The sequence below is a fragment of the Serratia sp. T13T92 genome, assembly GCF_047530105.1.
Classification (GTDB): Bacteria; Pseudomonadota; Gammaproteobacteria; order Enterobacterales; family Enterobacteriaceae; genus Chania; species Chania fonticola.
In genome coordinates, this window is record NZ_JBLJAK010000013.1 from 43,093 (window position 1) to 56,670 (window position 13,578).

General features: G+C 53.7%; 14 protein-coding genes. 8 read left to right on the forward strand and 6 right to left on the reverse strand.

Annotation, left to right across the window (positions count from 1 at the left end; genetic code table 11):
• Positions 1-59: 59 nt before the first annotated feature.
• Positions 60-1,790, reverse strand: coding sequence for an arginine--tRNA ligase (argS, locus tag ACMV5I_RS14210; RefSeq protein ID WP_202672686.1), 1,731 nt, complete (start codon positions 1,788-1,790; stop codon positions 60-62).
• Positions 1,791-2,649: 859 nt separating this feature from the next.
• Here argS and ACMV5I_RS14215 point away from each other — a divergent pair.
• The 3 genes from ACMV5I_RS14215 (at position 2,650) to ACMV5I_RS14225 (ending at position 5,423) form a co-directional block, all read left to right on the forward strand.
• The gene (locus tag ACMV5I_RS14215; protein WP_024486441.1) at positions 2,650-3,219 is read left to right on the forward strand and encodes a VOC family protein; all 570 of its coding nucleotides are present in this window, start codon (positions 2,650-2,652) and stop codon (positions 3,217-3,219) included.
• 232 nt (positions 3,220-3,451) lie between these two features.
• Positions 3,452-4,201, forward strand: coding sequence for a copper homeostasis protein CutC (gene cutC, locus ACMV5I_RS14220; RefSeq protein WP_414824651.1), 750 nt, complete (start codon positions 3,452-3,454; stop codon positions 4,199-4,201).
• Between the two features lie 724 nt (positions 4,202-4,925).
• On the forward strand, positions 4,926-5,423 hold the full coding sequence (locus ACMV5I_RS14225) for a hypothetical protein (protein WP_414824626.1): 498 nt from the start codon (positions 4,926-4,928) through the stop codon (positions 5,421-5,423).
• 58 nt (positions 5,424-5,481) lie between these two features.
• Here the strand turns inward: ACMV5I_RS14225 and cmoB are convergent, their stop codons facing one another.
• The 5 genes from cmoB to ACMV5I_RS14250 form a co-directional block, all read right to left on the reverse strand.
• Positions 5,482-6,453 (reverse strand): tRNA 5-methoxyuridine(34)/uridine 5-oxyacetic acid(34) synthase CmoB, encoded by a 972-nt coding sequence (gene cmoB, locus ACMV5I_RS14230; RefSeq protein WP_414824627.1) that lies wholly within the window; start codon positions 6,451-6,453, stop codon positions 5,482-5,484.
• Positions 6,450-7,193 carry a carboxy-S-adenosyl-L-methionine synthase CmoA gene (gene cmoA, locus ACMV5I_RS14235; protein WP_021806664.1) on the reverse strand — a complete coding sequence of 248 codons (744 nt, stop codon included), beginning with the start codon at positions 7,191-7,193 and terminating at the stop codon, positions 6,450-6,452. Before cmoA ends, cmoB begins: the two co-directional genes overlap by 4 nt.
• A 95-nt stretch (positions 7,194-7,288) precedes the next feature.
• The gene (locus ACMV5I_RS14240; protein ID WP_024486445.1) at positions 7,289-7,684 is read right to left on the reverse strand and encodes an MAPEG family protein; all 396 of its coding nucleotides are present in this window, start codon (positions 7,682-7,684) and stop codon (positions 7,289-7,291) included.
• Between the two features lie 101 nt (positions 7,685-7,785).
• Positions 7,786-8,601: a DUF72 domain-containing protein gene (locus tag ACMV5I_RS14245; protein WP_414824628.1), complete on the reverse strand. Its 816-nt coding sequence runs from the start codon at positions 8,599-8,601 to the stop codon at positions 7,786-7,788.
• Between the two features lie 246 nt (positions 8,602-8,847).
• Positions 8,848-9,420 (reverse strand): hydrolase, encoded by a 573-nt coding sequence (locus ACMV5I_RS14250; protein ID WP_411752617.1) that lies wholly within the window; start codon positions 9,418-9,420, stop codon positions 8,848-8,850.
• A gap of 240 nt (positions 9,421-9,660) precedes the next feature.
• On the opposite strand from ACMV5I_RS14250, the gene ACMV5I_RS14255 reads away from it, so the two are divergent.
• The 5 genes from ACMV5I_RS14255 to ruvC all read left to right on the forward strand — a co-directional run bounded on the left by ACMV5I_RS14255 (position 9,661) and on the right by ruvC (position 13,519).
• On the forward strand, positions 9,661-9,852 hold the full coding sequence (locus ACMV5I_RS14255; protein ID WP_071683691.1) for an FmdB family zinc ribbon protein: 192 nt from the start codon (positions 9,661-9,663) through the stop codon (positions 9,850-9,852).
• An 82-nt stretch (positions 9,853-9,934) separates the two neighbouring features.
• On the forward strand, positions 9,935-11,719 hold the full coding sequence (gene aspS, locus ACMV5I_RS14260) for an aspartate--tRNA ligase (RefSeq protein ID WP_046808306.1): 1,785 nt from the start codon (positions 9,935-9,937) through the stop codon (positions 11,717-11,719).
• Positions 11,719-12,165, forward strand: coding sequence for a dihydroneopterin triphosphate diphosphatase (gene nudB / locus ACMV5I_RS14265; RefSeq protein WP_414824652.1), 447 nt, complete (start codon positions 11,719-11,721; stop codon positions 12,163-12,165). Before aspS ends, nudB begins: the two co-directional genes overlap by 1 nt.
• A gap of 21 nt (positions 12,166-12,186) precedes the next feature.
• Entirely contained in the window at positions 12,187-12,930 is a 744-nt protein-coding gene (locus ACMV5I_RS14270; protein WP_121607039.1) for a YebC/PmpR family DNA-binding transcriptional regulator, read from the forward strand.
• Between the two features lie 67 nt (positions 12,931-12,997).
• Positions 12,998-13,519 carry a crossover junction endodeoxyribonuclease RuvC gene (gene ruvC / locus ACMV5I_RS14275; RefSeq protein ID WP_021181146.1) on the forward strand — a complete coding sequence of 174 codons (522 nt, stop codon included), beginning with the start codon at positions 12,998-13,000 and terminating at the stop codon, positions 13,517-13,519.
• Positions 13,520-13,578 lie beyond the last annotated feature (59 nt).

Consider the following 13,578-nt stretch of genomic DNA (forward strand, 5'->3'; position numbering starts at 1 on the left):
TAATCACCAGATAACAAAAAGGTCGCTAATGCGACCTTTTTTACGGCTATCGAATGGGATTACATGCGTTCGACAGTTTCGATCCCGAGCGTATCCAGACCGGTTTTCAACGTTTTGGCGGTCAGCAGAGCCAACTTCAGGCGGCTCTGACGAGCTTCTTCGCTTTCGGCGTTGAGGATCTGGCAATGCTCGTAGAAGCCAGAGAACAGCCCTGCCAGGTCGTACAGGTAGGTACACATCACGTGCGGCGTACCTTCACGGGCGACCACGGTGAGGGTTTCTTCGAACTGTAGCAGGCGAGTTGCCAGCGCGACTTCACGTTCTTCGGTCATCACCAATGGCAGCGTCAGGTTGCTTTCATCCACGCCAGCACGCTTGAACACCGAGGCGACGCGGGTATAGGCATACTGCATATACGGCGCGGTGTTGCCCTCGAAGGTCAGCATATTATCCCAATCGAAGATGTAGTCCGTGGTACGGCTTTTCGACAGATCGGCATATTTAACCGCACCGATGCCGACCGCGTTCGCCACGTTCTGCATTTCGTCGGCAGGCATGTCCGGGTTCTTCTCGGCAATCAGTTTGCTGGCGCGTTCAACGGCTTCATCCAGCAGATCGGAGAGTTTGATGGTGCCGCCTGAACGGGTCTTGAACGGCTTGCCGTCTTTACCCAGCATCATGCCGAACATGTGGTGTTCCAGCGAGACGGAGTCTGGCACGTAACCTGCTTTGCGCACGATAGTCCAGGCTTGCATCAGGTGCTGATGCTGGCGCGAGTCGATGTAATAGAGAACACGATCGGCACCCAGGGTCTCGAAACGGTATTTGGCGCAGGCGATATCGGTAGTGGTGTACAGGTAACCGCCATCTTTCTTCTGGATGATGACACCCATCGGATCGCCGTCTTTATTTTTGTACTCGTCCAGGAACACCACGGTAGCGCCTTCGCTTTCTACCGCCAGCCCTTTCGCCTTGAGATCGGCAACGATGCCCGGCAGCATGGCGTTGTACAGGCTTTCGCCCATGACGTCATCTTCGGTCAGGGTGACATTCAGACGGTTATAGGTCAGTTGGTTCTGCGCCATGGTGATGTCCACCAGCTTGCGCCACATCTTCAGACAGTATTCGTCGCCGCCTTGCAGTTTGACCACGTAACCACGGGCGCGCAGAGCGAAATCTTCGTCTTCGTCGTAGTTTTTCTTGGCTTCGCGGTAAAATTGCTCCAGATCCGACAGCCCCATATCGCTGGCGTGCTCGTTTTGCATCTTTTCCAGGTAGGCGATCAGCATACCGAACTGGGTACCCCAGTCGCCCACATGGTTGGCGCGTATGACTTTATGGCCCAGGAATTCCTGAGTACGGGCAGCGGCATCGCCAATAATGGTGGAGCGCAGGTGACCCACGTGCATTTCTTTCGCCACGTTGGGCGCAGAATAGTCGATCACGATGGTTTGCGGCTTAACGGGGGCAATGCCCAGCTTAGCTGCGCCCAGGGTGGCATCGGCCTGGCGGGCAACCCATTCGCTGTTCAGGAAGATATTGATAAAGCCAGGGCCGGCAATTTCCACTTTGCTGCTGATGTCACCCAGGTCCAGCAGTTGCACGACTTTCTCTGCCAGTTGTCGTGGCGGCATACCAAGATTTTTGGCAACGGACATCACGCCGTTGGCCTGATAGTCACCAAACTGTGCTTTCGCGGACTGACGAACCTGAGCTTCGCAATCGGCAGGTGCACCTGCGGCAATCAGCGCCTGGCTGACCTTATCTGATAGAAGAGCCTGAATATTCACCGGGTTACCTTAAATGACAAACGAGGGCCGTGCAGTACGCCCTCCGGATCAAAAGGTGGTTTTACTCTGTTGGCCTGCAAAACGCCTTGGCGCACAACTTGCAGTCCAGCAGGGACGACGCCGCACATCGCAGGCGACGCTCAACCACAAAACAGCCTGCAATTGTAACCGATTGACGGCACCGCGTCAGTAGTTGACGCGGGCTGGCATGGTGAAAGATGGGGAAAAGTGAAGGCCAAAAAGGTAAGTCGGTGAATCAAACCGTCCGCTGTCATAGGTTTGATGGGTGCGGATTAATGGACGCTTTAGCGCTTTTTATTGCCTCGGCCAGAGCGTAACACACTATTCTGACGAGTTTTGAAATGGCGATAAATCGCGTAGCCAGCGATGGCTATTAAAACAAGGGATATACCTAACAGGATCATGTTTATTTATCCAAAATCAAATGCCCTCCTAACCTAACTTATTAACGTCATTGAATCAATTGTAATGGCACTGTTTAGGACTGTTCGCATGATTTCTGTTTTTTACCAGTAAAAACATGGCATTACATTTTTTGTGGGGTTGTGTTTAGATTCCATTTCAAGTGATTTATATATGTTGTCCTTGAGGGGGTAAAGAACGATTAAACATTAGGCGTTCTTAAGATTATTAATAATGGTTTAATTAATTATGATATGAGACGATTCTTGATTGCTTCATCTTTCATGAAGGATAATTCGGTCCAAAATAGGCTTGGGCGCAAAATAGACAACATTATGTTCATCCGTTAGGTTTTTATTCTCTGATCCATAGCCTCAAGCCGATTCGACGTGTAGATTATTGGCCTGCCAAAGATCCTGGAGAGCCTGAGAAACTTATGACTACCTTGTCATCGATCGCTGAACTTAACGACCTGACGCTCGATTTGCCTCGCTTTGAACTGGCGCTGGAGCAGTTTGCACAACGGCTCCATCTTGAGCTGGTAAAATTCAGCGCAGACCATATCTCGCTGCGTTGCCATCAGAACAGCACCGCCGATCGTTGGCGGCAGGGGTTGCTGCAATGCGGATCGCTGCTTTCGGAGACGATGATTAACGGCAGGCCGATTTGCCTGTTTGATCTCCATGAGCCACTACAGGTTGGTCCTTGGCAGATTGATTGTATTGAACTGCCATACCCCGGCGAGAAACGCTATCCACATGAAGGATGGGAACATGTAGAGCTGGTGCTAAGCGGCGATCCCGCTACCCTGTATGCTCGCGCCCTGGAACATCTGGCGGACGAAGCCTTGCTGCTGCCGGGCATCAAACTTAAGCAGAGCTCACCTAAAGGTGAGGGCGAACGCCTGGCCAATCCGACCTTGGCGATCACCGATGGCAATGTCACCATCAAATTCCATCCGCATCATATTCGTGACATCGTGGCCAGTGAACGGGTGAAACAGTAGCGTGTCTTTCGTTGCCTGTTTCGAATGGGGGGTTAGGGGAAAAAATGATGCGTTCGCGTTATTTATCCGACTTAACGCCGCCACTGTGACTGCGATCGATCCATTAATCAAAATTGAGTGCCATAGTTAGCACCTCGTGCCATTAAGACTTTTATCAGATTGTCATCCTGTGGCCTAAGGGCGACGGGTTAACGTTTGCTGTAGCATTTTTGACCGTTATCTGGGGGTAACAATAATGAAGCTGGAAGTTTGTTGCTATAGCGTCGACTGTGCCATAACAGCAGAGCATGCGGGCGCTGACCGCATAGAATTGTGTGCCAGCCAGAGTGAGGGCGGGTTGACGCCGAGCTTTGGATCGTTGCGGCTGGCTCGGGAGCGGGTAACGATACCCGTTCATCCAATAGTACGGCCGCGTGGGGGCGATTTCTGTTACAGCTCCGTCGATTTTGAGATTATGAAGAACGACGTGGCGCAAATCCGCGAGATGGGTTTTGCCGGTGTAGTCATCGGCATGCTGGACGACGAAGGGCATATCGATCTTGCGCGGATGCGCGAGGTGATGAAAATAAGCGGTAATATGGCGGTGACCTTCCATCGTGCGTTCGATATGTGTCAAAACCCGATGGTGGCGCTGGAACACCTGACCCAACTCGGCGTGGCGCGCATTCTGACCTCTGGGCAGCAGCAAAATGCCGAGTTGGGCTTACCGCTGTTGCGCGACTTGGTGCATGCCAGCAAGGGGCCAGTGATTATGGCCGGTGCAGGTGTCCGTTTGAGCAATATGCATAAGTTTGTGGATATCGGTATTCAGGAATTGCATAGCTCGGCCGGGCATACGGTGCCTTCCACCATGCGTTACCGTAAGGCGGGTGTCACCATGTGTGCCGATAATGAGTTTGACGAATTCAGCCACTACTGCGTGGATGGTGAAACGGTCGAGGCGATGAAGAACGCGTTGGCCATGCTGACTCCTGCCGAGTGAGTTCGTAGGGGCCGCATGCTGCGCCCGGTTGCGAGACCAGTCTGAAGCCCCGAATCTTCGGGGCTTTTTGCATCTGTGCGCAAAAAAAGCCCTGAACAGGGTAGAGGTGCTCAGGGCAAACAGGTTTATACTTCTCTGGTGTTGGCGCGATACCAACACTTTAACTCTAGTTAACGATGAGCCACGGCCTTAAGTTTAAATATTGATAAAATGTAACCGGCAGCCGTGGCTTATCGCAGACTCTCCACCCAGTGAAAAATGGCCGAGAGCATTTGCACGATGCCGCCGATATTGAATATGACGGCAATCCCTATGCCGGTCATGATGATAAGCAAGGCTATCAACAGCCTGTCCATACATAGCATTAACAACACTTATGAATTTGTCCAGTCGACCACGCCAGAGAAAGTGTTCAATCCTCAGCGCTGAGCCTCGATTGGTTTCCTCACGATTGTATTGCCAGCGCTCACACACCTGACAGGAAGCGACATCTTGATGTGGAGAAGATACCGTTTGATGGCGCTGTTACTAAACAAGTTCAACCGCTTTTTGTCAGGAGGATACATGAGAGTTTATGTTGTGTGGTTAATGTTGGTTTGTTGTTCATTATCGGGCTGTGTTGCGGCCTATTATCGTTAATGGAGGAGGGGCGATGCGTTATTTACTGATTGTCGGCCTTGTTATGTCGTTAACGGCCTGCGCCACGCTGTATTACAGGTGAGTGATGAGATATTTTACTTTTTTGCTGGCATTGGCATTGAGTGGTTGCGTCTCGGTGTATGGGCCAACCAAAACCGGTAACCAGCCCGGCAGTGCGGCTGAAACTGCCACTGGTGAACCGACTGCTGCGGAGAAGCCCACCTTGATAGGTAACCGTAAGCCGGATGAGCTGTTAACCCGTGCCGAGGCAATTTTTGCGCAGAAAGGGTTAAAGGCCACGTTTGTCGACCCACATCTTGGGATTGTTGGCACGACGGGCAATGATACTGAACTGGCCAGTCTGTATCTGACTTGTTCAGACCAGCCTGGGCCGTCTAATCTGAATGTTACCTACCGGATCTTGGTGCAGATTTTTAGCGCCGGAGAAGGGACTAACGTGATGGTGCAAGTCAATGGCGTTGCGGGGCTAGTAGCGGGCGATGGCAACGATAAGGTCAAGCCTTTCGAGTGTTCATCCAGCGGGGTGTTTGAAAAGGATCTGCTAGAGGCTTTGAGAAAATAACAAGGCAACTAAAAGGGCGTAGAATTGCTACGCCCTTACATAATGAGTCGGTTAAGGCTTACGGTTTTTTGGCGATCAGCACGGCGCGGATTGGTGCCGGGTAGCCTTCAATCGTTTTGGTTGGATCCTGAGGATCGAGAAACTCAGCCAGTGACTCGCTGGTCATCCAGTCAGTCCGGCGCTGCTCTTCAGTGCTGGTCGGGCAGATATCGGCAATTCTAACGTCCACAAATCCGCATTTCTCCAGCCAGCACTTCAGCGCTTCGGCAGACGGAATAAAGTAGACGTTACGCATCTGCGCGTAGCGGTCGCCCGGCACCAATACCTGATGACGATCGCCTGGCACTACAAGCGTTTCCAACACTAGCTCACCCTCGGAAACCAGCTGGTTTTTCAACTGATACAGGTGGTCCAGCGGGGAGCGGCGGTGATAAAGCACGCCCATCGAGAAAACGGTGTCGAAAGCGGCCAGTTCGGGCAGTTGTTCGATACCCAGCGGCAACACATGGGCGCGTTGATCGCTACCCAGCAATTTACGCACCGCTTCAAACTGGCACAGGAACAGCTGCATCGGATCGATACCGACCGCCAGATGCGCTCCGGCACCGACCATGCGCCACAGATGGTAACCGCTGCCGCAACCCACATCCAGAATGGTACGGCCGGCCAGTGGGGAAATATGCGGCAGCACTCGATCCCACTTCCAGTCGGAATGCCATTCAGTATCGATATCGATACCGTAAAGCGAGAAGGGCCCTTTGCGCCACGGCATCAGCGTACGCAGCATTTTCTCAATGCCTTCGAGCTGGCCAGGTGACAGCGGTTGTTCCATCTCGGCACGTACGCCATGCAATAAATCCAACCGGATCGGCGTCAGGGAAGGTAGGTGCTCTACCGAATTGAACCACTGCTTGAATTTGCCATGCAGCGATTCGCGCTGCCAGGTGGTGATTTGTGCCGGCAGCGTATCCAGCCAGTGGCTTAACGGGCTTTTGGCAATGCGCTGGTAGAAGTCTCCAAACTCGATCATGCGGTTTCTCCTGATTTCAGGGCGATCAACGAGCCGAAGTTGAAACATTGGAACCAGACTTCTGCATGTTCAAAACCGGCTTGCCTGAGGCGCGCTTTATGCGCTTCGACCGAATCGGTCAGCATCACGTTTTCCAACATGCTGCGCTTTTGGCTGATTTCCAATTCGCTGTAGCCGTTGGCGCGTTTGAAGTCGTGGTGCATGTTGAACAACAGTTCACCGACATCCGCATCCTCAAAGCTGAATTTCTCTGACAGCACCAAGGCGCCGCCCGGACGTAGCCCGCGATAAACCTGTTCGAGCAGGCGCAGCCGATCGGCCGGTTCAAGAAACTGTAGGGTGAAGTTCAGCACCACCATCGAGGCGTTTTCGATGGTAATGTCTAAAATGTCCGCCTCAATGACATCGACCGGCGTATCGGCACGGAACGCATCAAGATGGCGGCGGCAGCGCTCTACCATCGCGGGGGAATTATCGACCGCAATAATCTGACAACCTTCGACGCTGATGTTCCTGCGCATCGATAGCGTGGCCGCGCCGAGCGAGCACCCCAGGTCATACACCCGGCTGTGTGGCTGGACAAAACGTTCGGCCAGCATGCCAATCATCGAAATGATATTGGAGTAGCCCGGAACGGAACGCTGGATCATGTCTGGGAAGACTTCAGCAACGCGCTCGTCGAAGGTCCAGTCGCCCAGTTTGGCGATCGGGGCGGAAAAAAGAGTATCGCGGTTTGGCATAGCGGCAAATCAGGTCAGAATTCGAAGGGGCGTATACTAACAGAAAAGCGACGCAGGCAGAAGCAGGCGGCGTGGCCGCCTGAACACAGGGGATATCAGTGCAAACTGAAGATAATGTCCCACGGCAGATAAACGATATTAGCTATCACCATCAGTATCAAAGAAAGATAGGTAGCCGCCATACCCGAACGGCGCCAGCGGACTTCACGGTTACGCAAACCGTAGTAGTGAACCAGCCGGCCTGCCATCAGCAGCAAACCACACAGATGCACCATCCAGACTTCGGCACCGTTCATCTCCATGATCACCAACAGAATGGCGGCGATCGGGATGTATTCCACGGCGTTACCATGTACGCGGATCGCGGTTTGCAGCTCGTAGAACCCGCCGTCACCGTAGGCGACCCGGTACTGCATCCTCAACCTGACCACGTCATAAGAGAGTTTGATCAACAACAATGCGCCAAGCACCACATAGAGCGCGCTTACCATTTTTAACTCCATTCGTAACCAAATCTGGCAACGAGCATCATAACTGCCATCATCGCGACTGTCGCGAGGAAATATCCGATAGGACCCATCAGATTAATAGGTTAAAACAAGGTTTCTTGCTCTGGCCAGTCTGGAGGCATCGCTAAATTCGGAATTATGCCGTGTAGCCCTTGCCAGATTTTCTGTGCCTGCTGCGGTGAATCGCTGTTATCTGGCGTGTGAATAAACAGATAAGGCTGATGTTGCTGCGACCAGTCAGGCAACCTCTGTTGCCATGACTCAAACCAGCGCTGATTGTCCGCCAGCACGTCACCGCCGATAAAGCGGATCAGCGGGTTGTTAGCCGTTACCACTGCATGCACCGGCAGTTTGGGCTTTTTCTGTTGTGCATCGCGGATCGCTGGGCTGTGCGGTTTGGCATGGTGCAGTGGGCGGCTATCGAGGATGGTCCGGTTAATGCCGCGTTGGTGCAAACCCTGATTCAGTTGGCGTTCTGCCTCACCCTTGGCGAAAAATTCTAGATGACGGACCTCGACTCCGTAGGTGTATTCCGGCGGTAACGCATCAAGAAATGCCCACAGAATGCCCAGATGCTCGGGTGCAAAGGCGGCGGGCAACTGCAACCACAGCTGCCCGATACGCCCTTCAAGGGGGCGCAGGCAGTCATAAAACGCCTTGATATCGGCTTCACAGCCGCGCAGGGCCGCTTTATGGCTGATCGCTGAGGGGAATTTAAAGCAAAAACGGAAATCATCGCCGGTCATGTCGCGCCAGCGATGCACTATTTCCGCCTTCGGCAGAGCGTAGAAGGTGGTGTTACCTTCCACACAGTTGAAATAGCGGCTGTAGTCCGCCAGATCGCGCAGGCCGATGCGGTTCCAGGCCGGATGTTGCCATTGCGGTAGTCCGATGTACATTAAACGCTCATCTTCCCTGTTTTACATTTTGGCAACAACGGTAGCGTCATACTGCCTTGCTTTCAAGTGCCGAAAACAGTGTTTACCACCGCAACACCTGAGCTTGAGTCGGGTGGAGGTCAATGCAGGTTAGCCGACCGTTGAGCGCAGGGATGCTCGATACGAGCCTCCATGGACGGATTTACGGCGTGTCGGCGTTCTGCATGACTTCCACCTGTTACTCTTTATCAACAGCTAGATGAGATTTTACAGCGCAGCAAGGATCTCACTGGTGCTGCGCACACGGGCAATACGCGGGAAGATATTGTCGAAGGCGAATTGGTGCATCTCGGCACTGTAGGTGCTGCACATGTCTTCGGCGATCACCAACTCATAGCCATGTTCCCAGGCTGCGCGAGCGGTAGACTCCACGCCAATATTGGTGGCGATACCGCCCAATACCACCGATTTGATACCCCGACGGCGCAGTTGCAGGTCCAGATCGGTGCCATAGAATGCGCCCCATTGGCGTTTGGTGATCAGCACATCACTGTCTTGTACCGCCAGTTCTTCGGGGAATTCCCACCAGGACGCTGGCAGCCCGCCGACCGGAGACGGTGAAGGTTTATCTACCGGCTGCTTGAGCGCTTCGGCAAAGGAATCAGACCAGCCGACGCGCACCAGAAACACGGGGGCATTCAGCGCGCGAAAGCGCCCTGCCAGATGGGCTGCATGGGTGACGACTTGGCTAGCACTATGCGGGCCAGCGGCGTAAGGTAAAATGCCATTTTGCAGATCGATCAGGACCAGGGCGGTGGTTTGGGCATCAAGTTTCAACATTGGGTGCGTCTCTGGGTTAAAGTGGATTTAAGGTTGTGCTACTGGCATTTGAAAGACGACGGAGACATAGGCTACGTGATAAAACTGCTGCCAGTTAATGGGAAATTTGTTAACCGATGTGTTGTTTCTTAACGTTCGGTACCATTTAGCGTTGCAACAATGCCGTGTTCGCTCTTATCTGGCGCATGAATTTCCTTTATAATGACCGCCTTTTTTCACCAATCTTTAATCCAGCGATCTATGCCGATTTATGAATATGCATGTGGCTCATGCCAACATCGATTAGAGAAACTACAAAAATTTTCCGACGCGCCGTTGACTCAATGTCCGGCGTGTGGGCAGCCCGCATTGACCAAGTTGATCTCTGCCAGCGGTTTCCAGTTAAAGGGCACCGGCTGGTATGCAACAGACTTCAAACCGGGTGATAAATAACAATTCGTCAGATAATAGCCGTGCGGAAACAGCAACTGCTGCCAACCTCCGGCCGAATCGGCTTAAGTCAAAAGGATAGCGTATGCGTACTGAATATTGCGGGCAGTTGAATCTGGCCCACGTCGGCCAGGAAGTCACTTTGTGTGGTTGGGTCAACCGCCGCCGCGATCTGGGTGGCCTGATCTTTATTGATATGCGTGACCGCGAAGGCATCGTCCAGGTGTTCTTCGATCCGGATCAGAAAGCGGCCTTCGACAAAGCCTTCGAACTGCGTAACGAGTTCTGCATCCAGATCGTCGGTACCGTGCGTGCGCGCCCGGAAAGCCAGACCAACAAGGATATGGCGACTGGCGAAGTTGAGGTGTTTGCTCATCAGCTTGAGATCATCAACCGCTCCGAACCGCTGCCGTTGGACTCTAACCAGACCAACAGCGAAGAAGCGCGTTTGAAATATCGCTACCTGGATCTGCGTCGCCCGGAAATGGCCGACCGCCTGAAAACCCGTGCCAAGATCACCAGCTTTGTGCGCCGCTTTATGGACAGCCACGGTTTCCTGGATATCGAAACCCCAATGCTGACCAAAGCTACGCCGGAAGGTGCCCGTGACTATCTGGTACCAAGCCGTGTACATAAAGGTAAGTTCTACGCATTGCCGCAGTCCCCACAGTTGTTCAAACAGCTGCTGATGATGTCTGGCTTCGACCGTTACTACCAGATCGTCAAGTGCTTCCGTGACGAAGACCTGCGCGCGGATCGTCAGCCGGAATTCACCCAGATAGACGTGGAAACCTCTTTCATGAGCGCCGAGCAAGTGCGTGAAGTGATGGAGCAACTGGTGCATGAACTGTGGCTGGACGTGAAGGGCGTCGATCTGGGTAAATTCCCGATCATGACCTTTGCCGAAGCGATGCGCCGTTACGGTTCCGATAAGCCAGACCTGCGTAACCCGCTGGAGCTGGTGGACGTTGCCGACCTGGTTAAAGACGTTGAGTTTAAAGTGTTCTCTGGCCCGGCGAACGATGCCAAAGGCCGCGTGGCCGCGATTTGTGTTCCGGGTGGCGCACAGCTGACCCGTAAGCAGATCGACGAATACGGCGCTTTCGTTAATATCTACGGTGCCAAAGGTTTGGCATGGTTGAAGGTTAACGATCGTGCTGCAGGTATGGAAGGCGTGCAAAGCCCGATTGCCAAATTCCTCAGTGCCGAAGTGCTGGAAGCGATCCTGGCGCGCACCAATGCGCAAACCGGTGACATTCTGTTCTTCGGTGCCGACAGCTTTAAAATCGTTACCGACGCCATGGGCGCGCTGCGCTTGAAAATCGGCCGCGATCTGGGCCTGACCAAACTCGACAGCTGGGCACCGCTGTGGGTGGTCGATTTCCCAATGTTCGAAGAAGACGGCGAAGGTGGCCTGGCGGCGATGCACCATCCGTTTACTGCTCCGCGCGATATGAGCCCGGAAGAGCTGCAAAAAGATCCTACCTCGGCCATCGCCAATGCCTACGATATGGTGCTGAACGGCTATGAAGTGGGTGGCGGTTCCGTGCGTATTCACCGCAGTGAAATGCAGCAAACCGTTTTCGGTATTCTTGGCATCAATGAGCAAGAACAACGCGAGAAGTTTGGCTTCCTGCTGGATGCGCTGAAGTACGGCACTCCTCCGCACGCCGGTTTGGCCTTCGGTCTGGATCGTTTGGTGATGCTGGTAACCGGTACCGAGAACATCCGTGACGTTATCGCCTTCCCGAAAACCACCGCGGCAGCCTGTCTGATGACCGATGCACCAAGCTTCGCCAACCCGGCTTCGTTGCAGGAACTGGCGATCAGCGTAGTGAAGAAAGCCTCAGCCGAACAAGAGAGCGAGTGATGAATTACAAGCGGCCCGAGTCTATTCTGGTGGTGATTTATGCAAAATCCAGTGGCCGGTTGCTGATGTTACAGCGGCGTGACGATACGGAGTTCTGGCAGTCGGTCACCGGCAGCCTTGAAGACGCCGAATCGCCGCCGCATGCCGCACAGCGCGAAGTCATGGAAGAGATTGGCATCGACATCGCAGCAGAGGGTCTGCCGTTGCTCGATTGCCAGCGCTGTGTGGAATTTGAACTCTTTGTCCATTTGCGACACCGCTATGCGCCGGGAACCACGCGTAATAAAGAGCACTGGTTCTGTCTGGCGTTACCTGATGAGCGCGATCCGGTCTTGACCGAACATCATGCTTACCAATGGCTTGAGGCGTCCGAGGCGGTCAAACTGACCAAGTCCTGGAGTAATCAGCAGGCGATTGAAGAGTTTGTGATCCATTCTGTCCAGTAGTTCTTTTTGGAGATATTTTTTATGGCAGGTCATAGTAAATGGGCCAACACCAAACACCGCAAAGCTGCACAAGATTCTAAACGCGGTAAGATTTTCACCAAAATTATCCGTGAGTTGGTGACTGCCGCCAAATTGGGCGGCGGCGATCCGGGTTCGAACCCGCGTCTGCGTGCGGCTATCGATAAAGCGCTGTCCAACAACATGACACGCGATACCTTGAACCGTGCTATCGCCCGTGGTGTAGGCGGCGATGATGATACCAATATGGAAACCATCATCTATGAAGGTTACGGCCCTGGCGGCACTGCGGTAATGATCGAGTGCCTGAGTGACAACCGTAACCGTACCGTGGCAGAAGTGCGCCATGCCTTCACCAAGTGTGGTGGCAACCTGGGTACCGACGGTTCCGTGGCCTATCTGTTCACCAAAAAAGGCGTGATCACCTATGCACCGGGCCTGGATGAAGACACGGTGATGGAAGCCGCGCTGGAAGCGGGTGCCGAAGATATCCAGACCTATGACGATGGTGCTATTGACGTCTTCACCGCCTGGGAAAATCTGGGTGAAGTGAAAGACGCGTTGACCGCCGCAGGCTTTGAGGCAGACTCGGCCGAAGTTTCCATGATCCCGTCCACCAAAGCGGATATGGATGCGGAGACTGCGCCTAAGTTACTGCGCTTGATCGACATGCTGGAAGACTGTGACGACGTGCAGGAGGTTTACCATAACGGTGAGATCTCCGACGAGATCGCTGAAACGCTGTAATGCGGCTGAACGATGGCGTTGCCAACCGGCAACGCCAGGCAACAATCAATGCAGGGTGGTGGTAGCAATGGCGATCATACTGGGTATCGATCCCGGCTCGCGCGTCACCGGCTATGGCCTGATCCGCCAGCAGGGCCGCCAACTGACCTATGTTGCCAGCGGTTGTATTCGTACCGTGGTGGATGATATGCCAACGCGCCTGAAGCTGATTTATGCCGGTGTGAGCGAAATCATCACCCAGTTTCAACCGGACTTCTTCGCCATCGAACAGGTGTTTATGGCCAAGAACCCGGACTCGGCGCTGAAGCTGGGGCAGGCGCGGGGGGTGGCGATCGTTGCCGCCGTCAATCAAAACCTGGAAGTGTTTGAGTACGCGGCGCGTCAGGTGAAACAGACGGTGGTCGGTACCGGTGCGGCGGAAAAGTCTCAGGTGCAGCATATGGTTCGCTCACTGCTGAAGCTGTCTGCCAATCCACAGGCGGATGCCGCGGATGCGTTGGCTATCGCCATTACTCACTGCCATCTCAGCCAGAACGTGCTGCGTATGAGTGAAGGGCGGTTGAATTTGGCGCGCGGGCGTTTGCGTTAGGGGCCTGTAACTTAGTGGCCCGCATGCTGCGCTCGCCGAGGCATGGCCGTTTTGTTATC